Genomic DNA, 23,242 nt, shown 5'->3' on the forward strand with positions numbered 1-23,242 from the left:
AGTCGTGCCGCCAGAATGTCGCCTCTCAGTACGACTTGGGGAGACCCAGGGACTGATGGGATATGTAGTTGAGGATCATCTCCCGGCTGACCGGGGCAATCCGGGAGACCCGGGCCGCGGTGACGAGCCGGGCCAGGCCGTACTCACGAGTCAGGCCGTTGCCGCCGAGGGTGTGGACGGCCTGGTCGACGGCCTTCACACAGGCCTCGCCGGCCGCGTATTTGGCCATGTTCGCCGCCTCGCCCGCGCCGGCGTCGTCACCCGCGTCGTAGAGCGCCGCGGCCTTCTGCATCATCAGCCGGGCGAGCTCCAGCTCGATGTGCGCCGTGGCGAGCGGGTGGGCGATGGCCTGGTGGGCGCCGATGGGAGCCTTCCAGACCTGGCGCTCCTTGGCGTAGGAGATCGCACGGGCGAGGGCGTAGCGGCCCATGCCGATCGCGAAGGCAGCGGTCATGATCCGCTCCGGGTTGAGCCCGGCGAACAGCTGGAGCAGCCCGGCGTCCTCTTCGGCGGAGGTACCCCCGACGAGGGCTTCCTTCGGCAGTACGACGTCGTCGAGTACGAGCTCGAACTGCTTCTCGTGGGCGTCCAGTTCCATGTCGATCTGCGAGCGGCCGAAGCCGGGGGCGTCCCGGGGGACGATGAAGAGACAGGCCTTGAGCCTGCCGGTGCGCGCGTCCTCGGTGCGGCCGACGATGAGTGTGGCGTCGGCGATGTCGACGCCCGAGACGAAGACCTTGCGGCCGGTGAGGACCCAGCCGTCCTCGGTCCTGCGCGCCGTGGTGGTGATCCGGTGGGAGTTGGACCCGGCGTCGGGCTCGGTGATGCCGAACGCCATGGTGCGGCTGCCGTCGGCGAGCCCCGGCAGCCAGTCCCGCTTCTGTTCCCCGGTGCCGAAGCGGGCGATGACCGTGCCGCAGATGGCGGGCGAGACCACCATCATCAGCAGCGGGCAGCCGGCCGCGCCCAGCTCCTCCAGCACGATGGACAGTTCGGCCATGCCGCCGCCCCCGCCGCCGTACTCCTCGGGAAGGTTCACGCCGAGGTAGCCGAGCTTGGCGGCCTCGGACCACAGTGCCTCACGGTCGTGGCCCGGCCCGTGCCGGTGCCCGAGCGCGGACACGGCGGCGCGCAGGGCGGTGTGCTCTTCGCTCTCGATGACGCTGCTCATGAGATTTCGTCCTCCTGTACGACGGCGAGAAGGGCACCGACCTCGACCTGGAGGCCGGGGACGGCGTGGAGCGCGCTGAGCGTGCCGGAGGCGGGAGCGGAGATCCGGTGCTCCATCTTCATCGCCTCCAGCCAGATGAGCGGCTGCCCCGCGGTGACCCCCGCGCCGGGGGCGAGGCCCTCGGCGATACGGACGACGGTGCCGGGCATGGGTGCCAGCAGCGAGCCGGGCTCGAGCTGGGCGGTGGGGTCGGGGAAGCGGGGTGCCTCCGTCAGCGTGTAGGAGCGGGTGGGGGTGTCGACATGGATCCGGTCGCCGTAGCGGCAGACGCGCACATGGCGCTGCACACCGTCGACTTCGAGCCGTACGGCGCCCGGGGTCGCGTCGAGGACCCGCACCTCGGGGAGGTCCACGGCCTCGGTGCCACGGCGGGTGACCCGGTAGCGCACCTCGTGTTCGGTGCCGTCCGCCAGGTAGCGCTTGGTCTGAGGCTGCGACGGGAGGTTGCGCCAGCCGCCGATGCGGGCGGTGACTCCGGGCAGGGCCCGGTGCCCGTCGCCCGCGCGGTTTTCGTCGCCCGTGCGGCGAGCCGCCGCGTCCGCCAGGGCGGCGGCGAGTGCGGCGACATCCGTGCCGTCGTCGGTGGCCGTCAGCTCCTCGAGGTGGCGGTCGTAGAAGCCGGTGTCCATCCGGGCGCCGCCGAACTCGGGGTGCCGCAGCGACCGTACGAGCAGCTCCCGGTTGGTGACCGGGCCGTGCACCCGGGCCCGCCGCAGCGCCCCGGCGAGCTTGCGGACGGCCTCGGCGCGCGTCGGCGCCCAGGCGACGGCCTTGGCCAGCATCGGGTCGTAGTGGACGCCGATGACGTCCCCGTCCATGAAGCCGGTGTCCAGTCGCACCCCCGAGCCGGCCGGCAGCGAGAGCCGGTGCAGGGTTCCGGTCTGTGGTGCCCAGCCCCGGGACGGGTCTTCGGCGTAGAGGCGGGCCTCGACCGCGTGGCCGCGGGCGGCGGGCGGTTCGGCCGGCAACGCCTCGCCTTCGGCGATCCGGATCTGCAGGGCGACCAGGTCGACACCGAACACCGCCTCGGTGACGGGGTGTTCGACCTGGAGGCGGGTGTTCATCTCCAGGAAGTGGGCCCTGCCGTCGGCGATCAGGAACTCGACCGTGCCCGCGCCCCGGTAGTCCGTCGCCCGGGCGGCGCGTACGGCCATCCCGTCCAGTGCCACGCGGAGTTCACCGCTCAGCCCGGGCGCCGGGGCCTCCTCGATCACCTTCTGGTGGCGGCGCTGCAGGGAGCAGTCACGGGTGCCGAGGGCCCAGACGGTGCCGTGTGCGTCGGCGAGGATCTGCACCTCGACATGACGGCCGTTCTCGACGTACGGCTCGACGAAGACCTCTCCGTCGCCGAAGGCGCTGAGCGCCTCGGCCCGGGCGGCGGTCAACTCCTCCTTGAGATCGTCCAGTTCACGGACGACACGCATACCGCGTCCGCCCCCGCCCGCGGCGGCCTTCACCAGGACCGGCAGTTCTGCCTCGGTGATCGCGTCCTCGGCCAGCGGCGCGATCCCCATGAGCTGCTTGGCGCGCGTCTTGGACGCCATCGCCTCGATGGCCTCCGGCGGCGGGCCGATCCACACCAGCCCCGCGTCGATGACGGCACGGGCGAAGCCGGCGTTCTCGGAGAGGAAGCCGTAGCCGGGGTGCACGGCGTCGGCGCCGGCAGCGAGCGCCGCCTTCACGATGAGGTCGCCGCGCAGATAGGTGTCCGCGGGGGCCGCCCCCGGCAGCCGTACGGCCGCGTCGGCCTCGCGGACGTGCAGGGCGTCGGCGTCCGCGTCGGAGTACACCGCGACCGTGGCGATGCCCAGCTCGCGGCAGGTGCGGAAGACCCGGCAGGCGATCTCACCGCGGTTGGCGACGAGCAGGGTTTCGATCATCGGAGATTTCGGGGTCATGGGGCCTCACATCCGGAAGACGCCGAAGCCGCCGCGGGCGCCTTCGACCGGGGCCGTGTGGATGGCGGACAGGCACATGCCGAGGACGGTGCGGGTGTCGCGCGGGTCGATGACGCCGTCGTCGTAGAGCCGCCCGGACAGGAACGCGGGCAGCGACTCCGACTCGATCTGCTGCTCCACCATGGCCCGCAGGGCGGCGTCGGCCTCGTCGTCGTACGGCTGTCCCTTCGCGGTGGCCGAGGCCCGGGCGACGATCGACAGGACGCCCGCGAGCTGCTGCGGACCCATGACGGCCGACTTGGCGCTGGGCCAGGCGAAGAGGAAACGCGGATCGTAGGCCCGGCCGCACATGCCGTAGTGCCCGGCACCGTAGGACGCGCCCATGAGGACGGACAGATGAGGCACCCTGGAGTTCGACACCGCGTTGATCATCATCGCGCCGTGCTTGATGATGCCGCCCTGCTCGTACTCCTTGCCGACCATGTAACCGGTGGTGTTGTGCAGGAAGAGGAGCGGGATGTCGCGCTGGTTGGCGAGCTGGATGAACTGCGCGGCCTTCTGCGACTCGGCGCTGAACAGCACGCCCTGGGCGTTGGCGAGGATGCCGACCGGGTAGCCGTGCAGCCGGGCCCACCCGGTGACCAGGCTGGTCCCGTAGAGCGGTTTGAACTCGTCGAAGTCCGAGGCGTCGACGATCCGGGCGATCACCTCGCGGGGGTCGAAGGGCGTCTTCAGGTCCTCGGACACGATGCCGAGGAGCTCCTCCTCGTCGTACACGGGGGGCTCGGCGGTCGCCGGATCGGGGTGCGCCTTGCGGTGGTTGAGCCGGGCGACGATACGGCGGGCGTGGCGCAGCGCGTCGAGCTCGTCGAGCGCGTAGTGGTCGGCGAGACCGGAGGTGCGGGCGTGCATCTCGGCACCGCCGAGCGACTCGTCGTCGCTCTCCTCGCCGGTGGCCATCTTCACCAGCGGCGGCCCGCCGAGGAAGACCTTCGACTGCTCCTTGATCATGACCGTGTGGTCGGACATCCCGGGCACGTAGGCCCCGCCCGCGGTCGAGTTGCCGAAGACGACGGCGACGGTGGGGATTCCGGCGGCCGACAGACGGGTGAGGTCGCGGAAGAGCGCCCCGCCCGGGATGAAGATCTCCTTCTGGCTGGGGAGATCGGCACCGCCGGACTCGACGAGACTGACGAGCGGAAGACGGTTGGCGAACGCTATCTCATGGGCACGCAGGATCTTCTTGAGCGTCCAGGGGTTGCTGGCGCCGCCGCGTACGGTCGGGTCGTTGGCGGTGATCAGGCACTCGACGCCCTCGATGGTGCCGATGCCGGTGACGATGGAGGCGCCGACGGGGTAGTCGCTGCCCCAGGCGGCGAGCGGAGACAGCTCCAGGAACGGGGTGTCCGGGTCGAGCAGCAGCTCGATGCGTTCGCGGGCGAGGAGCTTGCCGCGCCCGCGGTGCCGGGCGACGTACTTCTCTCCGCCGCCGGCGAGGGCCTTGGCGTGCTCGGCCTCGAGCGCGTCGAGCTTGGCGAGCATGGCGGCGCGCTGGGCGGCGTAGTCGGGGGACGCGGCGTCCAGTGTGCTGGGGAGAACGGTCAAGGGGTCACCTCCGGTGCGGGGGCGAGGGCGGGTACGGGTACGGGTACGGGTACGGGTAGGAGGGTTGGCGCGGGAGCCGGCGCAGGGTGTGTGGCGGTGGAGCGGGGTGCGTCCGGCCCGGTCACAGCAGGCACTCCGGGATCTCGACATGCCGCGCCCGCAGCCACTCCCCCAGGCCCTTCGCCTGGGGGTCGAAGCGCGTCTGGGACGCGACGCCCTCGCCGAGCAGTCCGCGGATGACGAAGTTCACCGCCCGCAGATTCGGCAGCACATGCCGCTCGACGGTCAAGTCAGCAGTCTCCGGGAGGAGTTCACGCAGACGGGACACGGTGAGCTCATGGGCCAGCCAGCGCCATGCTGCGTCTGCTTTATCTGCCGTGTCTGCCGTGTCTGCCGTGTCTGCTGCGTCTGCTCCGTGTGTCCGCACCCAGACGCCCACGTTCGCGTCCCCGCCCTTGTCGCCGCTGCGCGCGCCCGCCACCAGGCCGAGCGGGGCACGGCGCACCGGCCCCGGCGGCAGCGGCTCGGGCAGCGGGGGTTCCGGGACCGGTGCGAGGTCCCGGGTGCGCTGTGCCGGCGGCACGGTCACCCGCAGCCCGTCCGGCAGTACGGCGGCGTGCCCGACCGACTCCGCCTCGATGTACGCCGCCTCGAACACCCCGTACGGTGCTCCCTTCCCGGGCGGCGCCGTCACATGGAAGCCCGGGTAGCTGCCGAGCGCGAGCTCGATCGCCGCGCCGCTGACGACACGGCCGACAGCCGCCGCGTCCCGGTCCCGGACCACGAGCCGCAGCAGCGCGCTCGCCCTCTCCTCGCTCTCCGCGTCCGGCCGGTCGGTACGGGCGAGCTCCCAACGCACCTCCTCGGGACGGGACTTGGCGCGTGCGAAAGCGTCCTCCACCTGCTCGCGCACCAGCTCCGCCTTGGCCTCGACATCGAGGCCGGTGAGCACGAAGACCACCTCGTTGCGCCAGCCGCCGAGCCTCGCCAGACCGGTCTTGAGCGTGGGCGGCGGGGCCTCGCCCCGCACCCCGCTGACCCTGACCCGGTCGGGACCGTCCTGCGTCAGCCGTACCGAGTCCAGCCGGGCGGTGACATCAGGGCCGGCGTAGCGGGCGCCGCCGGTCTCGTACAGCAGCTGCGCCGTGACGGTGCCGGTGTCGACGAGTCCGCCCGTGCCGGGGTGCTTGGTGATCACGGACGAGCCGTCGGCATACAGCTCCGCGACCGGAAAGCCGGGACGGCGCAGATCATGGCCCGTGAAGAAGGAGTAGTTGCCGCCGGTCGTCTGCGTCCCGCACTCCAGCAGATGCCCGGCGACGACGGCGCCCGCGAGCGCGTCGTCGTACCCGGGGTCGTCGGGCGCCCAACCGAAGTACCACTGTGCGGGCCCGGTGACGAGGGCGGCATCGGTCACGCGGCCGGTGACGACGACGTCCGCCCCGGCGCGCAGGCACTCGGCGATGCCACCGCCGCCGAGGTAGGCGTTGGCGGCGAGTGCGTCCGGGAAGCGGGCCGAGAGGTCGTCGCCCTCGACATGGGCGACGCGCACCGGCACCCCGACCCGGTCGGCCAGTTCGCGTACGGCGTCGGCGAGACCCGCCGGGTTGAGCCCGCCCGCATTGGCGACGATCCGTACCCCACGCTCCCTGGCGAGCCCGAGGCCCTCCTCGAGCTGGCGCAGAAAGGTCTTGGCGTAGCCGAGACGGGGGTCCTTCATCCGGTCACGGCCGAGGATGAGCATGGTGAGCTCGGCGAGGTAGTCGCCGGTGAGGACGTCGAGTTCACCTCCGGTGAGCATCTCGCGCACGGCGTCGAAGCGGTCGCCGTAGAAGCCTGATGCATTGCCGATCCGCAGCGGCGTCACGGGCTCTCCCACCGGTCAGGCCCCTTCCGGCGCACGGCCCCGGCCCGCCGGTCCGGCGAAGGCCTGGGCGATGTCCAGCCAGCGGCCGGCTTCGGCGCCCTCCGCCCGTACGGCGAGATCGTCACGGTGGGCCCGCTGGGTCACCAGCAGGCAGAAGTCCAGTGCGGGGCCGGTGACTTTCTGGGGAGCGTCCTGCGCGCCCCAGGCCCACTCTTCGCCGCCGGGCCCGGTGAGCTCCACCCGGAACGCCTGCTGCGGAGGCTCCAGTCCGCGCACGAAGTAGGCGTAGTCGCGGGCGCGGACCCCGATGTGCGCGACGTGCCGCAGCCGGGCGGTCGGTTCGCGTACGACACCGAGGGCGTCGGCGACGTCCTGGCCGTGGGCCCAGGTCTCCATGAGCCGCGCGGTGGCCATCGACGTGGCGCTCATGGGCGGTCCGTACCAGGGGAAACGGGCCCCGGGGGGAGCGCTGCGCAGCGCCTGCTCGAGCCGCTCACGGCCCTCGCGCCAGCGGGAGAGCAGCGCGGCCGGGGGCTGTTCCGCTCCGGCCTCGGCCGCCCGGTCGACGAAGGTGTCGGGCTCGGCGAGCGCCTCCTCGACGTGCTTGGCGAACGTGCCCGCGTCGGTGACGGCGAGCAGGGCGACCTCGTCGGTCCAGGCGAGATGGGCGATCTGGTGGGCGATGTCCCACCCGGGGGCGGGCGTGGCGGCGGCCCACCGCTCCTCGCTCAAGTCGGCCACGATGCGGTCGAGTTCCTCGCTCTCGGCACGCAGATCGTCGAGCACGACGGCAGGGTCGGACACAGTGCGCTCCCCTCGGGACATGTCCCTCGGCCTCGGGCATGGGACCAGTGCCCGGAGCATGTCAGTGCCCAGAGAAACAAGCAAGCATGCTTGCTTTACTTTTTCGGCCTTCACGGGAAACGGGCGTTGGACGGCGGAGGGCGCACGCGGCCCGCATGGCCGGCGCCCCGGGCCCGAGCGGGTCGCTTTCATACGTGCGGTGAGCCCCGGCCAGCCGTGACGGGGGGCGGGGCCGGCCGGGGCAGTCTCTAGGTGATCAGGGAGAAGCGGCCGGTGCGGAGGAGCTCGTGATTCGCGAACAGCGCGGTCAGCGTGAATGTCCGGTCGAGCTCTGCGGTCCACTCCGCGTCGGGCAGATCTTCGTAGGCGTCGCATCTGACCATGCGGGCGCGGAGGGCCTGGGTGAGGATCCACCGCGCCTGCTCCTCCCCGGTCGCGATGCGGCCCCACATGCTGCGGGCCAGGCACCACAGATCCTCTCCCCGTGCGGTATCCGGGCTGGTGACGGCGACGATGGCGATGTCCCCGAGGCCGCGGGGGTCGCTGGACCGGGTGGTGTACGCGACGGTGAGGCCCTCGAGGGGGAAGAGGGTCACTCGGCTGCGGGCTTTGACCTGGGTGGTGGGCATCGGCGTTGTCTCCCGTTCTGTGTCGAGCGGGCGGGCCGCCGGTCCTGCGCGGCCCGCCCCGGTCGGGTCGGTCAGCAGCAGGGGCCGTCACCGCAGCACGTCGGCGGATTGCACTCCGCGGCCGTGCCCCACAAGGACTCATCGACCACGAAACCGGCGTCACGGACCTTTCCGACGACGTCGACCATCAGGCCCTGTGTGCGGGTCTTGGAGTTCGGCGCGTGGTGGAGGTAGTAACCGAACTGTTCGTGGCACCAGTGGGTGTACTCGGTGCTGTGGAGCATGAAGGTGTGCCAGCCGGGATCCACGGTCGCGGAGGGGGCCATGGTGTCCCCGGACCGGGTGGTGCCCATGACCCAGCACAGGGCGATGGCCTGGTCCTGCACGCGCTCGGCCACGACGCGCTCCAGGCCGTACTCCTCGGCGCAGAAGTCGACGAGCCGATCGAACAGGCCGGGAGAGACGAGGTCTCGGCCACGGCGCAATTCCACAGCTACAGCGGTCATGCAATGCTCCTTGGTGTGTGCTCGGCACGAGGCCAGCCCTCGCGCCGCCATGCACGGGCCCTGAGGGGCCCACTCCGCCTCGGTCGTGGTCCGGCCAGGGAACGGACGGGGCGGAAGACTTGGACGGCAGTTGAGCCCCGGCCGGCCGGGACGGGAATCACGTGGCTGGCCGGGCGAGGCAGCGGACGCCCTGGTGTTGCTCGCCGTCGGGCGCTCCGCTTCACCGCACTCCTACCGATGCCGGTCGCCCGGTCGAGTGCGGGGCTCAGGAGGCAGGCCACTGCCCTGGGACTCCGGGGTGCGACCGGCCGCGATGGCGGCATCGGCCTGCTGTTCGCTGGCACGGGCCAAGTGCCAATCACGAAGCGTGGCTTCCCGCGGCCCGTCCGACCGTGTCATGCGGTCAGGGTGGAAGCGCACGCGGTGCATGCCGTCTCCGAGGTCCACCGTGATCAGGCCGGTCCGTCCCCCGTATACGACGTAGTCCCACTGCTTCACCGCATGTCCCCGAGCGGGGTGAGACCACGCTGCTCACAGCACGGCGCGCACGCGTACAACGCCACCGGCGGGCCAGAGGATCGCTCGCCGTACTGGATCAGCAGCGCAGTCTCAGACGAGCCCGCGTGCCAATGACACCAACCAGGATTCGCCGCATTGACGGCCGCGGACAGCCGGGTTCCCGTCTCCATGACCAGGACCGTAGGGAGGGCCTGTTGTCGCGCACCACGCGGTGTTCTCAAATGTTCTCGCACTCTGACTGAATGTTCTCCTGTGGTCTCACACAAGGGAGTGCACGCTGTAGAACGGGACCGCTGGCTTGGTGATGCTGGTGTCGACGAGGCCGACACCGAGGGAGACGACATGGCTCGACGACTGCGGTTCAACGGAACGGACAGCAAGAACGGCGGATGCCCTGCAGTCCACGAGGACCTGGACTCAGGAGAGGTCATCGTCCAAGGCACGCCGATCACCGATCCCGATGATCTCGCCCGGCTCCAGCACTTCGGCCCCGGTGACGCCGCCGTGGCCGTACCGCGTGAACTCCTCGTCAACCACGGCCCCAAGGACATCGAACGCGTGCCCAAGCTGATTTCCACGGAGGAGTTCGGCCGACTCTTCGAGACGTTTGAGCACTCGGCTTGGCACCTGGAGGACCCGCAGCGGCTACGCGTCCGACCGCGAAGACACCGGATACGTCGAGTTCCTGAGGACCGGCACGGCCCCATGTGACCTCGACAGCGAGTGGTGCGTGAACATCCGCCAGCAGGCGTCCCGCGGCAAGTACGTGGGCCGTGTCCGCGTCGTCGACAACCCGCCGACCGAGGGGCAACTGTTCTTGCTCAGCTATGCGCGATGCAATGCGGCCACGGGAGAGGATGCTCGGAACCTGTGGCGCCAGGACGCTGAGCAGGTGCACCTTCCTGCCGAGGACTTCTGGATCTTCGACAGTCGGTTGGTGGCGGTTCTCCGCTTCGATGACGCGGATGTCTTCCATGACGTCGAGATCATCACGGAGCCGGCGGAGGTGCTGCGGTACTGCCAGGCGCGTGACGCCGCAGTGCACGCGTCCATCCCGCACGACCAGTTCGCAGCGCAACTCGACTCGAAGGGCTAGTTCAGCACCGGTGAGCACGGACTACCAGCAGGCCCGGGAGACCCTCGGCGCACGTCTGAAGGAACTACGCCTGTCGGCCCCTGGAGGCCGGCTCACCGGTACACAACTCGCTCAGCGGCTGGGCTGGCCGCACTCCAAGGTGTACAAGCTGGAAGGCGGGCGGCAGACCGCAACCACCGAGGATCTGCGCGCTTGGGCTGACACTGTCGGCCAGCCCGAAACCTTCGATGAACTAGACGCCCGCCTCAAGGGGTTCGAGTCCCACATCCGCTCCTGGCGGCGCCAACTCGCCGCAGGGCACCGGCCGGTGCAGGACAGCTGGAACCTGGAGGTCGACCGGTCCAGAGCCATCTATGCGTGGGAGGAAGCAGTCATCCCCGGCATGCTCCAAACTGCCGACTACGCCCGTCACATCTTCCTGCGGTATGCCGACCTTCAAGGCACCGTACGCGACACTGACGAGGCGGTCCGAGCCAGGATGAAGCGACAGGATTGGCTGTACCAGGGCGGCCGGAAGTTCTACGCCCTGGTATGGGAAGCCGCGCTGCACGCGTTGGTGTGTCCACCGTCGGTGCTCGTCGCTCAGCTCGATCGGCTCGCTGGTGTGATCGGAATGGACACTGTGCGGTTGGGGATCGTCCCGCTCGACGCGTCGCTCAAGGTCCCCACGGCGAACGGGTTCTGGGTCCTTGACGAGCGGTTGGTGATTGCCGAGGACTGGCATGCGGAACTGTGGCTCGATGACGCTGACTCCGTGGCCATGTATCTGCGGGTCTGGCGCACGCTGAAGGAGTCAGCGGTGTTTGGAGCAGACGCCCAGAATGTGATCGCCCGCGTCCGCCGCTCGATGAGACCGAGATAACGACGAAACGTGCCCCCTACCGCGCACGTAGCGCGAGAGGGGGCATCGTCGTTCACACGTACTGGCGGCCGTAGGGGGCGAGGCCCATGGACAGCAGCCCACGCTGCTCTTGTTCGGGCTGTGGGGCCCCGTCACGTGGGCACACCAGCGCATCCGGGTCGTACTCCGGGACCTCGGGGTGGTATCCATCCGGGCAGGGCCGCATCCTCACCGTCACGGCGTCCGACTGGGCCTTGGGTGGGACTCGAAGTCGGACGGGATCGTCCTGTCCTTGGGCTGGGAGTTCTCGGCCACCCAGCCCAAGCACGCCTCGGCGCCCGCGACGACTGGCACTGCTGCTACTTCAGGGTTGTCCCACGGGTGGTGCTTGACCAGGTGTGCCTCAAGGTCTGGGTATCGCTCAGCGCGAGTTTTCAGCAGCAACTGCCACTCCTCGCCGATGCCTCGCCCAGATGCCAGAACACCGATGTGACAGGGCCGATGATCTGAGCTCCTGCCGCGAGTCGCGCCTTCACTACCGATTGCGCCAGCGCGATGGCCTGCTCCCGGGTCGGTGTCGCTGTCGACACCTGCACGAAGTCAGTCATTCTTGGAGCCTAGTGACGAGAGCTACGGGGTCATAGAGCCTCGCCTGCGTTGTCCGCCCTCGCGGCGGGAACCAGACACTCTCGGGTGCTGGTTCCCGCCATCTTTGTATGCACCCACGGCGTACCCATGGGCGCACCGGCCCCGGTTAATGCATGTTGGATTGGGCGGGGGGATCTGAACCGGCGCGGCCAGTACCTCATCGTGGTCAGTACCAGATCGCCATCGGCCGTCCGTCGCGGTCGCGTTGCGGCGGGTCCGGCAGGGGCCGCGCGTGCCCCAGGGCGATCCGGTGGGCGCTCCACGCCGCGGCAGCCGCGTCCAGCACGTCGTCCGGTGCCACGCGTCCCGCGTCGCCCAGTTCGTCGGGCACGACGATCCCGGCGGACGCGAGGAGGGAGCGCCGGGTCATCTGCCCCGCCCAGCTCTTCTTGCGGTACGGGAGCGGTGTCCTCCCCGCGAGCGCCCAGAACGACACCTCGGGGTGCACCTCGTACAGACGGTCGCCGCCCGTTTGCGCGTAGCAGCCGTTCGCCTCGCGGAGCTTCGCGGCGAGGCCCCAGCTCTGGCGGCTGAGCCCGGCGCCGGTGAGCTCACGGCAGCGGCGGTTCGCGGCCTCGTAGTGCTCTTCCTGCCACACCGCGTACGGCGGGACACGGAAGACGCTGGCGCGCAGCCGGCCCAGCAGGCCCGCCGCCTCCGTGTCCGCGCGGCGCCATCCCGCGTCGAGGAGCCCGAGCGGGATGTCGATACCCACGACCCGGGCAGCGCAGCCGCCGTCCGCACCGTCCGTGCCGTCCTGTGCCGTCGCCCCGTGCCGCAGCAGCGGACCGAGGCGGGCGCTGAGATGTGCTCCCGCGAACCTGCCGTCATGGAGCTCGACCGCCACCCATCCCGCCTGGCATGCGTCGACACCGAGAACCGTCACCATGCCGGCCAGGATCGCGCGCGGGAGCCGTCGGGGACAGCCGTACCCCGCATTCGGGCGGACGGGCCGGGACGGGGTCACCGTCCCGGCCCGGTGCGGCACGGACCGCCGGTCGTGCGCGGCCCGTCCGCTTCACGCCGTACGACGCCCCCGCCCTACGACGCCCTTCCGTCACCTCTCGCGGACACGCCCCGTCCGCGTCCGCACCGCGCCCATGCTGGCCGCGACCACCAGCGCGATCGCCAGGGAGTCGGTCGCGGACAGAGCCTGGTGCAGCACGAGGAATCCCGCGATCGCCGCGATCGCCGGCTCCAGGCTCATCAGCACGGCGAACGTCGGCGCCGGCACCCGGCGCAGGGCGAGCAGCTCCAGTGTGTACGGCAGTACCGACGACATCAGCGCGACCGCGAGGCCGAGCCCGATCGTGGACGGCACCAGCAACTTGGCACCGGCGTCGGCGATACCGAACGGCAGACTGAGCACCGCGCCGACCGCCATGGCGAGGGCGAGTCCGTCCGCCTGCGGGAAGCGGCGGCCGGTGCGGGCACTGAAGACGATGTACGCGGCCCACATCGCGCCGGCCCCGAGGGCGAAGGCCGCGCCCACCGGGTCGAGCCGGTCGAAGCCACCGCCGCCGAGCAAGGCGACACCGCCGAGAGCGAGGCCGGCCCAGAGGAGGTTGACGAGGCGGCGCGAGACCAGGACCGAGAGCGCCAGCGGCCCGAGCACCTCCAGGGTGACCGCGGCGCCCAGCGGGATCCGTTCCAACGACTGGTAGAAGAGCATGTTCATCGCCGCCATCACGGCACCGAAGGCGAGCACGGTGCCCCAGTCGGCACGGCCGTGGCCGCGCAGCCGGGGACGGCAGACGAGCAGCAGCACCACGGCGGCGAGCACCAGGCGCAGGGTGACGACACCGATGGCGCCCGCCGTGGGCATCAGCAGCGCGGCGACGGCGGCGCCGAACTGGACGGAGAGCCCGCCGGCCACGACGAGGGCGACCGGCCCCAGCGCGGCGGATCCGTGCCGTGCGGCTCCCTCCAGGACCCCGGACGCCTCGGGCAGCGCGACCGCGGAGCCGGCCGCCTGCTCGGTACCCGGGACTTCGCGCGTACGCGGCGCTCCGCTCACCGGTTCCACCGCTCGCCCATTCCCCTCATGCCCACTCACTACTTACCTACTACTCACCGACTACACACGGTAGTCCATCTGGATACACTTTCAGTCCAATATAATGGACTGCACGGAATGCGGCCGCGGCGGTCCTCCGGCTTCGCAGTCCGGCGTCCCTTGCGACGATCCTCGGTCCGGCCTGCCGCCTCTTCGGCACCCTGGCCCTCCACGCGACGCGCATCGGTGCACGCGCGCGGGTCCGCGCACCCCGCACCTCGCACCCGCACCCGCACCCGCACCCGGGCACGGGCACGGCTTACCGCCCACTCGCCCCCGCCCGGCCACTCCCGTCGCCGCCCCGGTCATGCGGCCCGGCGCGCCGCGTTTCCCGTTCCCGTCCCCCGACCGGACGCCCTGGCAAGACCGCCCGTGAACTGAGCCGTGCGCAGTGGACGGTGACGCCCCGGCAGAACGACACGCCAGACGTTCACCTGGATGGCCAGCCGGAGTCGCGGCACCGCGCCCCCTCACCCGAAGCTGGCCTGGCACCGGTATCCACCGGACCGTCACATGACACATGGTCAGTGAACCGCCCCCAGCCCTGGGAGACCCACCATGCCCCGTATCAAACTCGCCGCCCCGAGCCTCGTCGCCGGACTTGCCGCCCTGCTCATCTGTGCTCAGTCCGCGTCGGCCGTCGACGACACGGAAGCCTCGCCAAGACACGACAGAAACTCCAGCAAACCCGGGCCGGACGGCGAGGAAGGGAAGGCCCAGGAAACCTTCGAACTCGTGGCACGGACGACGCAGAACACCTTCATCGACGTCGACGACTCCGGTGGGTCCAGCCAAGGGGACGAGTTCGTCAACAGCGGTGAACTCTTCCGCCGGGACGCCAAGGTCGGCACCTACGGCGAGGTCTGCACGGTGACGCGGACGGCCCCCAACGACGAATTCGACATGCAGTGCGTGGCCACCCTTTCGCTCCCCAAGGGCGACCTCACCGTGCAGGGCCGCTTCACCGTCACCTCGGCCGGCCCCGGCGAGATCAACTTTGCCATCACCGGTGGCACGGAGCAGTACCGCAAGGCGCGCGGCTTCGTCGAGGCGGTCAACACCAGCGAAACGGAGACGGAGCTCACGGTCCATCTCGACCACTGACCGGCCGCTCACCGGTTTCCTCCACGACTCCCACCCGCACCGGCTTCCGACCCCCGCACCGGGGCGGACATCCGGTCCGATCGCCACCGGCCCCGGCACACGCCCGGGGCCGGTGGCCCTGCGGCCCGCGGGCACCCCGGTCTCGTACGCCCGCGCCCCAAACGAAAGGCCCTAGAGGCGTCGTTACCATGAGCCATGCCGCAGCCCCGACTGATCGCCACCGACCTGGACGGCACCCTTCTGCGCCGGGGCGGCACCGTCTCGACCCGCACCCTGCGCGCCCTGCGCTCCGCCGTCGACGCCGGAGCGGAGGTCGTCTTCGTCACCGCACGGCCACCGCGGTACGTCGACGCGCTCGCCGGCGAGACCGGTGTGGCCGGGACCGCCGTATGCAGCAACGGTGCGCAGGTCTACGACATCGCGACCCGCGCCGTCACCCGGTCCCGCGTGCTGTCCCTGCCCACCGCCCGCCGGGTGGCGAGCGTGCTGGCGGAATCCACTCCCGGGCTGGGCTTCGCCGTGGAGACGGGCCACCAGGTCCTGTACGAGCCGGCCTACCTGCTGCGCTTCTCCGGGGACCTCGCCGCCGAGTCGGTCGTCCCGTCGCTGGCCGACCTGTGGCTGAAGGAGGTGCCCATCGTCAAACTCCTCGCTCATTCGGAACGGTTCGAGGCCGACGCGCTCGTCGCCCTGGCGGAGTCCGCGATGGGCGGGGAGGCACAGTTCACCCACTCCGGCGGGCGCGGTCTGCTGGAGATCAGCGCTCCGGGCGTCACCAAGGCCGACACCCTCTCGGCCCTGTGCCGGGAGCGGGGCATCGCCCCTGCCCAGGTCGTCGCCTTCGGAGACATGCCCAACGACCTCTCGTTCCTGACCTGGGCCGGCAGGGCGTACGCCATGGGCAACGCCCATCCGGCCGTGCTCGCCGCCGTGCCCCGGCACACGGCGACCAACGAGGAGGACGGCGTGGCGCAGGTGCTGGAACGGCTCTTCGACGGCGTCTGAGCCGAGGAGCTCATCTCCCGGTCGTACGCGCCCTGAGGACCACCGCCCCCGGTCCGCGTCGCGGGCCGGGGGCGGTTCTTGTCCACTGGTTCCGAACGGTAGTCAAAGAACAAGCTCAGGAAGAACAAGCTCAGGAAAAGCGATCTACCGCGCTCGCTACCATGGCCGCGAAGTTGTCGTTCTCTTCAAGATCGCCACCCTCACCGGGCCACCACTCGTATGCGGTCCACTCGCCGTCCTCCCCGGCGCTTTCGGCATGCAGCAGCCAATTGCCACCGCTGCCGCCGTCGTCGACCGAGATCAACAGGCACCGCTTGAGTATCTCGAGATCGTCGGCGAAGTATTCCCGGTCCAGCGACGACCAGATTTTGAAGAGCTCGGGGTCCAGCTCAGGAAACCACCCGATCTCCTCAACCTTGAGAAGATCGAGTCCGCCGATGGAACTCCAGCCGTCGCTGGTCAGCAGGAAGTTCCGGTACGTCGGCGGCAGCCGGACCCCGAGTCGCTCTTCAGCGGCCAGCACCGCCTCTTCGCCCGCCGGCTCGTAACCGAGCCATCCAGCCTCCCGTTGGGCCTGACTCAGCATGTACTCTGCCGTCCCGTCCGACTCGGCCGTACGGAGATAGTCCGAGTTCAGGAACGTGGAGCTGTAATCACTGAGGAACTCGCGCCACTCGGCGACAGTCAACGGACGGGACTCGGGCTTCGGTGAATTCCTGTCACTCTTCTTGTTCTCTCCCGGCCCACCATCGGAACCCGGCATCGGCTCAGCCTGGTGCCGCCATGACACGTCTCGGGCGCCAAACGACTCTGTGACAGTGGGCAGGCCGTCCGGCAAAGGATTCATGCACGTATCTGATGATTGCCGTACGACACGCACACCTCGGTACGCGACTGGGGCATGGCCCGCGCGGTGGCGATAGCCAGTGAATCCGCTGGCCCCGGCGAGGAACCGGACGGCTTCGAGTTGCAGGTCCGGGGAACCGTTGCTGCCGGAGATGTCGAGACGGTAGCGGTCATAGGATCCTGGTTCGACGAAGATCCGATACGCCCTGGACTGGTGCCGGTCGGCGAACGACTCAAAACCGCGGGAGTCCAGGGTCCGCCACAGAATCCCATCCGTTGAGCCGTGCAGGACCCACGACCTCGGGTCGCGGTCGGGTGCGTCATCGGCAGACGTGAAGACGTACTGGTCGACCACGACAGGCTGCGGAAACCGGAACTCCAGAGACGCTTCGTCGTACGGTGCAAACCATTTGCTGTCCGTACCGTCGACGAGGTTCGCGGCCACCTCGCCCGCATCACGGTACTCGGCACTGACCAACACCGTGGTCACCATGTCGGTGACATCCGCGTTGCCGGACGGGCTCACCGAACGCAGCGCCACCGAGAAGGCATTACCCCCCTGGTCACGCCAGGCCACCCACCGCAGAGGCAGCTCAGTACCATCGTCGATCAGCAGCCGCAGCCGTCCGGCCGGATGCCGTCCGGCAGTGTCCTCGATCTCCGTGTCGAACTCGAGCCCACCGGTACCACCGGCATCCAGGGGATCGCCCGACCGGCCATGGAGTTCGCCCCGTATCTCCATCACGTCACCGCCGGCGGTGACGTGATGGCCATGACAACTCGTCAGATCCGGCGACATGGCCACCGTGGACTGCGCACCGTCCACAGTGCCCCAGGACAGCTCCTGCGGCACCGTGCTCCCACCGTCATCCACATGCAGGATCAACTGGTGACCCGGCGACCACTCCACAGAGTTCCAGGCACGCGACCACATCCGAAACGTGAACACAGACACCCCATCCGGCATCAACTGCCTCCTCTTTCCTTGCTGATCACTACGCCGGTACGAGTGACAGAGCGACGCCAGCTCGGGCCGCCTTCGTCCTCGCCGCCGTTGTCTGGCTGTCCGTCCGTCCCCCCTCCTGCCTATCGCTCCGGACCAGTTGCCGCGTCTCGATCCCCGAAGGTGAGAACCACTCAGCCGGGGCTCTTCCACATGGACGGGAACACCCCTCGGGGGTCGCCCTGAGCCACGGCGGCGAACTCCTCGAAGTCCATGCTGGCGATGTACAGGTTCGCGTGGATCTCGTGGACTCCCGCCGGGACCGTCCGGAACTCACGGCCGAACGCCATCGCCGCCTCGTACTCCTCGTCGTCGTCGCATTCCTCCCGGGTGAGGGTCGTGACCGCCACCAGTGCGTGGTGGTCGGCCTGCATCGTGACGCGGTCGGCGAGGAAGACGACGCTCAGGTGATCGCGCAGATGGTCGTCGGCGGCGATCGCGGCCAGGATCTCGTCCGCGCCCGCACCGGCCCAGGCGGGGTTGTCGACGAGATAAGGCCGCGACTCCTCCTCGGGGTCGTCGTAGGGGGTGGACTCCGTCAGCTCCGCCTTGACGACCTGCCATGCCTCTTCGTCGCCGTAGTCGGTCCTGATGACCAGAGCCGCGGACTCGTGGCGATCGCCGGCATGCAGTAGTGATCTCATCGTCCGCCCCCTAGCCGCGCTGTGCCTGGTCGTACACCGCCTTGGCCGTGTCGCCCAGCACCGCGCCGAACATCTTCTCGCCGCCCTTCAGCCCTTCACCGTGGCTGTGGACCGAGACCAGAACGCCCTTGCCGCTGGTGGCGTCGAAGTCCGCCAGCCACGGCCCTCCGCTCGCCCCGCCCGCCATGTCGCAGGGAATGACCTGCTCACCGTCCTGCGGAGCCTTCTGTGCCCCGCCCCTGCAGTGGAGGAGCTCTTCCCCGAGGTACGGGCGGGACGCGGGATAGCCGAAGGCACTGATCGTGCCGCCGACGGGACGGTTGAAGGAGATGGACTGGCCGCCCACGACGTCGGTGAGCGCCCGGCCCTTGTTGTCGGCGTCGACGACGAGCGCGGCGACGTCGTCGGTGGACTCCTCGGCCCAGGTGCGCGGGGTGAGGGTGGCCCGGACCGCGAAGGCGCCGTAGGGCTGCCTGCCCTTGGCGTAGCCGGGGACGAAGACCATGTCGATGTGGGTGTAGTCGGGTGCGGATCCCCGGCGGACACAGTGGCCCGCCGCCATGACCACCGAGCGGTTGGCGCTGGTGACGGCGGTGGCCGTGCACCAGGAGTCGGCGCCGTCACCGTTGACGAAGAAGAGCCGTCCGACGGTCTTCAGCTCCGTGCCCTTCCACGGCGTGGCCTTCGGATGGGTCGGCCCGAGGTCCGTCGACCTGCCGACGGCCTTGATACGGGCGGGCGTCCAGTAGGCGAGGGCGTCGCGGCGTTCCTTCGCGGTGTACGACACCGTGGAGACGGCGGGGCCCTCCTTGACCGCGGGGGCCGCGGTCCTGCCGCCTGGAGCGGCGACGGCCGTCGGCACGGGAGTGGTGAGGGCGAGGGCGGCGCCTGCGGCGACGAGGGCGGTGAGGGCGGTGATCCGGTGGCGGAGGGAGTGGGCGGCCATGGGGGTCTCCTCGGCAAGGTGGTCGGCAATGCCTGCGGGTGCTGGACCGTCTGTCCGCACGCCAAGACGAGGAGTCACGGCTTCGGGTTCACTTGTTTTTCAACGGTTAGGTATGGCCCAACTCGGCCTCACACAGCGGCTGGTGGCGGGGAGAGCTCCCACCTGCCTGCGCGTTCTCCGGGCGCCTCAGTCCCGGGGGAACTCGCCGGTGGCGATGATGAAGCCGACGGGTGTGCCGGTGAGGTCGACGTCCGTGCCGAAGGCGACGATCGCTTCGGTGGTGTAGTCGCCGTCCTTGGGCTGGGTGTAGACGTGGCACTTGCCGACGTAGGGGTCGGCGATGAAGTAGACGGGGACCTCGGCGGTGGCGTAAGCCGTCTTCTTGGGGCCGTAGTCGTTGGGCCCTGTGCCCTTGGAGATCACTTCGGCGATGAACTCGACGTCTTCATAGCGCCAGTGCCCGCCGGCGTCTTGCTCCGCGCCGTCGCGCAGCTTGGCCACATCCGGCACCAGGCCGTTCAGATGGCCCGGGAAATCGATGCGCTCATCCGATGTCACCAGCACACCCCTGCCGAATGCGTCTTCAAGCGCCCGCACGATCCACAAGATGATCTTCCAGTGAGCGTGTCGCTGCGGCGACATATGGATGGTCCCCTCGACGATTTCGACCTTGTATCCCTCGGGGACGGGCTCAAGCGCCTCGAACAACTCGTCCAAGGTCCGCTCGTTGTCGCTCTCAGCCATCACGATCCTGTCGGTCTCCACGACGGTCACTGTGGCGCTCCTCCCCGGCTGCCGCACAGTCGCCCGCAGCCGCGCAGTACAACGATACGTACGGGGGTGACGAAGCGCCCGTATCGCGGGCGGCAGTGGTTTCCGGGCGGCGCGAACTCCGCCGGAGCCCGCTCACCGGCCGCCGCCCTCGCCCGGCTCCGCCCCCACCCCTTCCGCCAGCACCTCGGCCAGATGCCTCCCCCGCCGCCCCGCCAGCTGTTCCAGCTGCGTACGGCACGAGAAGCCGTCCGCCAGCAGGACCGCGTCCTCACCCGCCGCACGTACCGACGGCAGCAGCTGGTCCTCGGCGCAAGCCACCGACACCGCGTAATGGCCGCGCTCGAAGCCGAAGTTGCCCGCGAGACCGCAGCAGCCACCGCTGAGGTCGCCGGTCAGTCCCGCGCGTTCCCGCAGACGGCGCTCCGGAGCGTCGCCGAGAACCGCGTGCTGGTGGCAGTGGGTCTGGCCGGCGACCGGGCGGTCGACGCGGGGCGGGTCCCAGCCCGGGGCGTACTCCTCCAGGGCGCCAGCGAAGGTGCGAACGGAGTCGGCCAGCGCCCGGGCCCGCGGGTCGTCCGGCAGCAGCTCCGGCAGGTCCGTCGTGAGCGTGGCCGCGCAGCTCGGCTCGAGGACGACGACGGGAGTTCCGCGGTCCAGTGCCGGTTCCATGATGTCCAGGGCGCCGCGCATCACGGCACGGGCCCCGTCCAGCTGGCCGGTCGAGACATAGGTGAGGCCACAGCACACCCTGCCCGGCGGCAGACGGACGCCCAGGCCGGCCGCCCCGAACACGGTGACCGCCGCGCGGCCCACCGACGGGGAGAGGTGTTCGGTGAAGGTGTCGGGCCACAGCACCACCCCTGGTCCGGTCACCGGGGCCTGCCCCGGCCCCCGGGTGCCGTGGCCCCGGCCCCACCAGGAGGTGAAGGTGTCGCCCGCCAGGACCGGCAGGTCCCGCTCGGGGGCCAGGCCCGCCAGGTGTTTCACCAGCGCCGCCAGCGGGCGGATCCGCGCCGCGGCGTTGAGCGCCGGGGCGAACGGGGCCGCGGCGCGCAGCCATCGGGGCAGCCGTCCCATCGTGTAGTGCGCCGCGGGCCGGCGCCTGCCCGCGTAGTGGTGGTGCAGGAACTCCGCCTTGTACGTGGCCATGTCGACGCCGACGGGACAGTCGCTGCGGCAGCCCTTGCAGGACAGGCACAGGTCGAGCGCGTCCCGTACCTCCCGCGAACGCCAGCCGTCCGTCACCACCTCACCCGCGAGCATCTCGTGCAGCAGCCGGGCTCGTCCGCGTGTGGAGTGCTGCTCCTCGCCGGTCGCCCGGAACGAGGGACACATCACCCCGGCACCCGAACTCGGCTCTTCCACCCGGCACTTGGCGACGCCCACACAGCGCCGCACGGCCCCCGTGAAGTCCCCGCCGTCGTGCGGATAGCCGAACTCCACGTCGACGGGCGTCTTCGGCAGCACGGCGAACCGGAGGTTCTCGTCGAGGCGCGCCGGGCGGACCAGCATCCCCGGATTGAGGCCGCAGGCCGGGTCCCAGAGATCCTTGAACCGGCCGAAGAGGCCCACGAGTTCGGTCCCGTACATCTTCGGGAGCAGCTCCGCCCGCGCCTGTCCGTCCCCGTGCTCCCCGGACAGCGAACCGCCGTGCGCCACGACCAGCGCGGCCACGTCCTGCGAGAAGGCACGGTAGCGCCGTACGCCCTCATCACTCAGCAGGTCGAAGTCGATGCGGACATGGATGCAGCCGTCCCCGAAGTGCCCGTACGGTGTGCCCCTCAGACCGTGCTGGGCCAGCAGCGCCCGGAAGTCCCGCAGATACGCGCCGAGTCGTGGCGGGGGCACCGCGCAGTCCTCCCAGCCCGGCCAGGCCTCGCTGCCGTCCGGCATGCGCGTGGCGGTGCCGGCCGCGTCCTCCCTTACCCGCCACAGGGCCCGCTGCCCCGCGGGATCGGTGACCACGGCGCCGTCCAGCGCGTCGGCGCCCCGCACGATCCGCTCCGCACCTGTCCTCGCCTCGGCGGGGGTGGCACCGCCCGTCTCCACGAACAGCCACGCACCGCCGCGGGGCAGACCGGACGGGTCCGGCACCAGATCCGCCGCCATGCCCTCCACGGTCAGCGGACCGTACGGCAGCAGGCCGGCGGCGGCCTCGGCGGCGGCGCTCTCGTCGGTGTAGCCGAGTACGGCGAGGGCGCGCGCGGGCGGTGACGGCACCAGCCGCACCGTCGCCTCGGTCAGCACCGCCAGCGTGCCCTCGCTGCCGCAGTACGCCCGTGCGAGGTCGGTGCCGTTCTCCGGGAGCAGGGCGTCGAGGGCGTAGCCCGAGATCCGGCGCGGCAGCCCCTGGGGGAACCCGGTCCGCAGCAGGGCCAGATGGCGTTCGACCAGCTGCCGCAGCCCCTCCGGCGCGGCCCCGGGGGCATCCCAGCCCCGCCGCCCGAGCCGCAGCCGTGCGCCCCCGTAGGTCACCACGGACAGCTCGTGGACGTTGTCCGCGGTCGTCCCCCAGGCCACCGAGTGCGGCCCGCAGGCGTTGTTGCCGATCATCCCGCCGAGCGTGCAGCGGCTGTGGGTCGACGGATCGGGCCCGAAGGTCAGCCCGTGCGCGCCCGCGGTGGCACGCAATCCGTCGAGCACCGCGCCCGGTTGGACGACCGCCGTACGGGCCGCCGGGTCCACGTCGACCACGGCGTTCATATGGCGGGTGAAGTCGAGCACGACCCCCACGCCGGTGGCCTGCCCCGCGATCGACGTCCCGGCGCCGCGCGGTACCACCGGCACCTCGTGGCTCCGGCAGACGGCCAGCGCCGCGGCCACGTCCTGTGCGTCGCGCGGGGCGACGACCGCGTCGGGGACACGGCGGTAGTTGGACGCGTCCATGGTCATCAGCGCCCGCGCGGCCACCCCGAAGTCCACCTCGCCGCGCACGGCGCCCTTGAGGTCACTTTCCAGTGCCATGCGGTCGCGTTCCATCGCCTTGCGGTCGCGTTCCAGCGCCTTGCGGTCGGCCCGGTTCGGCTCTCGATCCGCCGGGCGCTTCCCGCGCCCCCTCGCGGACGGCGCCCGGTCCGCCATGGACCCGCCCCGGTCCGCCGGGTGACTCCACCCGTCCGCCATGCGCCGTCTCCGATCCGCCATGGGCCCAGCCTGCCTCTGCCGGCGTCTTCCCGCCCGCACGATCGGGTGAACCGCGCTCCCGCGTGCCGCCCGTCCC

The 23,242-nt window shown here is 70.7% G+C and carries 19 protein-coding genes and 1 pseudogene; 5 read left to right on the plus strand and 15 right to left on the minus strand.

Features of this window, described 5'->3' with window-relative positions; genetic code table 11:
• Positions 1-25 precede the first annotated feature (25 nt).
• The 7 genes from ACTWOL_RS16595 to ACTWOL_RS16625 all read right to left on the minus strand — a co-directional run bounded on the left by ACTWOL_RS16595 (position 26) and on the right by ACTWOL_RS16625 (position 8,540).
• Entirely contained in the window at positions 26-1,171 is a 1,146-nt protein-coding gene (locus ACTWOL_RS16595) for an acyl-CoA dehydrogenase family protein (RefSeq protein WP_474297499.1), read from the minus strand.
• Positions 1,168-3,111, minus strand: a complete 1,944-nt coding sequence (locus ACTWOL_RS16600; protein WP_474301178.1) for an acetyl/propionyl/methylcrotonyl-CoA carboxylase subunit alpha — start codon at positions 3,109-3,111, stop codon at positions 1,168-1,170. The genes ACTWOL_RS16595 and ACTWOL_RS16600 overlap by 4 nt, the downstream gene beginning before the upstream one ends.
• A gap of 24 nt (positions 3,112-3,135) precedes the next feature.
• On the minus strand, positions 3,136-4,734 hold the full coding sequence (locus ACTWOL_RS16605; protein WP_474297500.1) for an acyl-CoA carboxylase subunit beta: 1,599 nt from the start codon (positions 4,732-4,734) through the stop codon (positions 3,136-3,138).
• A gap of 121 nt (positions 4,735-4,855) precedes the next feature.
• Positions 4,856-6,613 (minus strand): acyclic terpene utilization AtuA family protein, encoded by a 1,758-nt coding sequence (locus tag ACTWOL_RS16610; RefSeq protein ID WP_474297501.1) that lies wholly within the window; start codon positions 6,611-6,613, stop codon positions 4,856-4,858.
• Positions 6,614-6,616: 3 nt separating this feature from the next.
• Positions 6,617-7,405: a TIGR03084 family metal-binding protein gene (locus ACTWOL_RS16615; protein ID WP_474297502.1), complete on the minus strand. Its 789-nt coding sequence runs from the start codon at positions 7,403-7,405 to the stop codon at positions 6,617-6,619.
• 248 nt (positions 7,406-7,653) lie between these two features.
• Complete coding sequence (locus ACTWOL_RS16620) at positions 7,654-8,034, minus strand: hypothetical protein (RefSeq protein WP_474297503.1); 381 nt, start codon at positions 8,032-8,034, stop codon at positions 7,654-7,656.
• A gap of 71 nt (positions 8,035-8,105) precedes the next feature.
• A complete protein-coding gene (locus ACTWOL_RS16625; protein ID WP_474297504.1) occupies positions 8,106-8,540 on the minus strand; it encodes a glycine-rich domain-containing protein in 435 nt (144 codons plus the stop codon).
• Positions 8,541-9,401: 861 nt separating this feature from the next.
• Between ACTWOL_RS16625 and ACTWOL_RS16630 the strand changes: the two genes are divergently transcribed.
• The 3 genes from ACTWOL_RS16630 to ACTWOL_RS16640 are packed head-to-tail and all read left to right on the plus strand — an operon-like array spanning position 9,402 to position 11,017.
• Entirely contained in the window at positions 9,402-9,770 is a 369-nt protein-coding gene (locus ACTWOL_RS16630) for a hypothetical protein (RefSeq protein WP_474301332.1), read from the plus strand.
• Complete coding sequence (locus ACTWOL_RS16635; protein ID WP_474297505.1) at positions 9,667-10,155, plus strand: DUF6879 family protein; 489 nt, start codon at positions 9,667-9,669, stop codon at positions 10,153-10,155. Before ACTWOL_RS16630 ends, ACTWOL_RS16635 begins: the two co-directional genes overlap by 104 nt.
• 10 nt (positions 10,156-10,165) lie before the next feature.
• Entirely contained in the window at positions 10,166-11,017 is an 852-nt protein-coding gene (locus ACTWOL_RS16640) for a helix-turn-helix domain-containing protein (protein ID WP_474297506.1), read from the plus strand.
• Positions 11,018-11,230: 213 nt separating this feature from the next.
• Here the strand turns inward: ACTWOL_RS16640 and cutA are convergent.
• The 3 genes and pseudogenes from cutA to ACTWOL_RS16655 form a co-directional block, all read right to left on the minus strand.
• Positions 11,231-11,604, minus strand: a pseudogene (gene cutA / locus ACTWOL_RS16645) (divalent-cation tolerance protein CutA).
• A gap of 206 nt (positions 11,605-11,810) precedes the next feature.
• A complete protein-coding gene (locus tag ACTWOL_RS16650; protein ID WP_474297507.1) occupies positions 11,811-12,533 on the minus strand; it encodes a DUF429 domain-containing protein in 723 nt (240 codons plus the stop codon).
• A gap of 168 nt (positions 12,534-12,701) precedes the next feature.
• Positions 12,702-13,661, minus strand: a complete 960-nt coding sequence (locus ACTWOL_RS16655) for an EamA family transporter (protein WP_474297508.1) — start codon at positions 13,659-13,661, stop codon at positions 12,702-12,704.
• Between the two features lie 597 nt (positions 13,662-14,258).
• On the opposite strand from ACTWOL_RS16655, the gene ACTWOL_RS16660 reads away from it, so the two are divergent.
• Both ACTWOL_RS16660 and ACTWOL_RS16665 read left to right on the plus strand, forming a co-directional pair.
• Complete coding sequence (locus ACTWOL_RS16660; RefSeq protein ID WP_474297509.1) at positions 14,259-14,804, plus strand: allene oxide cyclase barrel-like domain-containing protein; 546 nt, start codon at positions 14,259-14,261, stop codon at positions 14,802-14,804.
• Positions 14,805-14,999: 195 nt separating this feature from the next.
• The gene (locus ACTWOL_RS16665; protein ID WP_474297510.1) at positions 15,000-15,809 is read left to right on the plus strand and encodes an HAD family hydrolase; all 810 of its coding nucleotides are present in this window, start codon (positions 15,000-15,002) and stop codon (positions 15,807-15,809) included.
• Between the two features lie 130 nt (positions 15,810-15,939).
• Here ACTWOL_RS16665 and ACTWOL_RS16670 read toward each other — a convergent pair whose 3' ends face one another.
• The 5 genes from ACTWOL_RS16670 to ACTWOL_RS16690 all read right to left on the minus strand — a co-directional run bounded on the left by ACTWOL_RS16670 (position 15,940) and on the right by ACTWOL_RS16690 (position 23,166).
• Positions 15,940-17,622, minus strand: coding sequence for an SMI1/KNR4 family protein (locus tag ACTWOL_RS16670; RefSeq protein ID WP_474297511.1), 1,683 nt, complete (start codon positions 17,620-17,622; stop codon positions 15,940-15,942).
• A gap of 170 nt (positions 17,623-17,792) precedes the next feature.
• Positions 17,793-18,302, minus strand: coding sequence for a DUF6924 domain-containing protein (locus ACTWOL_RS16675; RefSeq protein ID WP_474297512.1), 510 nt, complete (start codon positions 18,300-18,302; stop codon positions 17,793-17,795).
• A 10-nt stretch (positions 18,303-18,312) separates the two neighbouring features.
• Positions 18,313-19,248 (minus strand): trypsin-like serine peptidase, encoded by a 936-nt coding sequence (locus ACTWOL_RS16680; RefSeq protein WP_474297513.1) that lies wholly within the window; start codon positions 19,246-19,248, stop codon positions 18,313-18,315.
• A 186-nt stretch (positions 19,249-19,434) separates the two neighbouring features.
• Positions 19,435-20,013: a Uma2 family endonuclease gene (locus tag ACTWOL_RS16685; protein ID WP_474297514.1), complete on the minus strand. Its 579-nt coding sequence runs from the start codon at positions 20,011-20,013 to the stop codon at positions 19,435-19,437.
• Positions 20,014-20,154: 141 nt separating this feature from the next.
• On the minus strand, positions 20,155-23,166 hold the full coding sequence (locus ACTWOL_RS16690) for an FAD-binding and (Fe-S)-binding domain-containing protein (RefSeq protein WP_474297515.1): 3,012 nt from the start codon (positions 23,164-23,166) through the stop codon (positions 20,155-20,157).
• Positions 23,167-23,242 lie beyond the last annotated feature (76 nt).

Source organism: Micromonospora sp. IBHARD003, from assembly GCF_056106285.1.

Excerpts from the sequence above, each read along its gene's own strand:
- ACTWOL_RS16595 (WP_474297499.1), bottom strand. The coding sequence starts at position 1,171 with ATGAGCAGCGTCATCGAGAGCGAAGAGCACACCGCCCTGCGCGCCGCC.
- ACTWOL_RS16625 (WP_474297504.1), bottom strand. The coding sequence starts at position 8,540 with ATGACCGCTGTAGCTGTGGAATTGCGCCGTGGCCGAGACCTCGTCTCT.
- ACTWOL_RS16680 (WP_474297513.1), bottom strand. The coding sequence starts at position 19,248 with ATGGCCGCCCACTCCCTCCGCCACCGGATCACCGCCCTCACCGCCCTC.
- ACTWOL_RS16650 (WP_474297507.1), bottom strand. The coding sequence starts at position 12,533 with ATGGTGACGGTTCTCGGTGTCGACGCATGCCAGGCGGGATGGGTGGCG.
- ACTWOL_RS16620 (WP_474297503.1), bottom strand. The coding sequence starts at position 8,034 with ATGCCCACCACCCAGGTCAAAGCCCGCAGCCGAGTGACCCTCTTCCCC.
- ACTWOL_RS16630 (WP_474301332.1), top strand. The coding sequence starts at position 9,402 with ATGGCTCGACGACTGCGGTTCAACGGAACGGACAGCAAGAACGGCGGA.
- ACTWOL_RS16600 (WP_474301178.1), bottom strand. The coding sequence starts at position 3,111 with ATGATCGAAACCCTGCTCGTCGCCAACCGCGGTGAGATCGCCTGCCGG.
- ACTWOL_RS16665 (WP_474297510.1), top strand. The coding sequence starts at position 15,000 with ATGCCGCAGCCCCGACTGATCGCCACCGACCTGGACGGCACCCTTCTG.
- ACTWOL_RS16660 (WP_474297509.1), top strand. The coding sequence starts at position 14,259 with ATGCCCCGTATCAAACTCGCCGCCCCGAGCCTCGTCGCCGGACTTGCC.
- ACTWOL_RS16675 (WP_474297512.1), bottom strand. The coding sequence starts at position 18,302 with ATGAGATCACTACTGCATGCCGGCGATCGCCACGAGTCCGCGGCTCTG.
- ACTWOL_RS16670 (WP_474297511.1), bottom strand. The coding sequence starts at position 17,622 with ATGCCGGATGGGGTGTCTGTGTTCACGTTTCGGATGTGGTCGCGTGCC.
- ACTWOL_RS16690 (WP_474297515.1), bottom strand. The coding sequence starts at position 23,166 with ATGGCGGATCGGAGACGGCGCATGGCGGACGGGTGGAGTCACCCGGCG.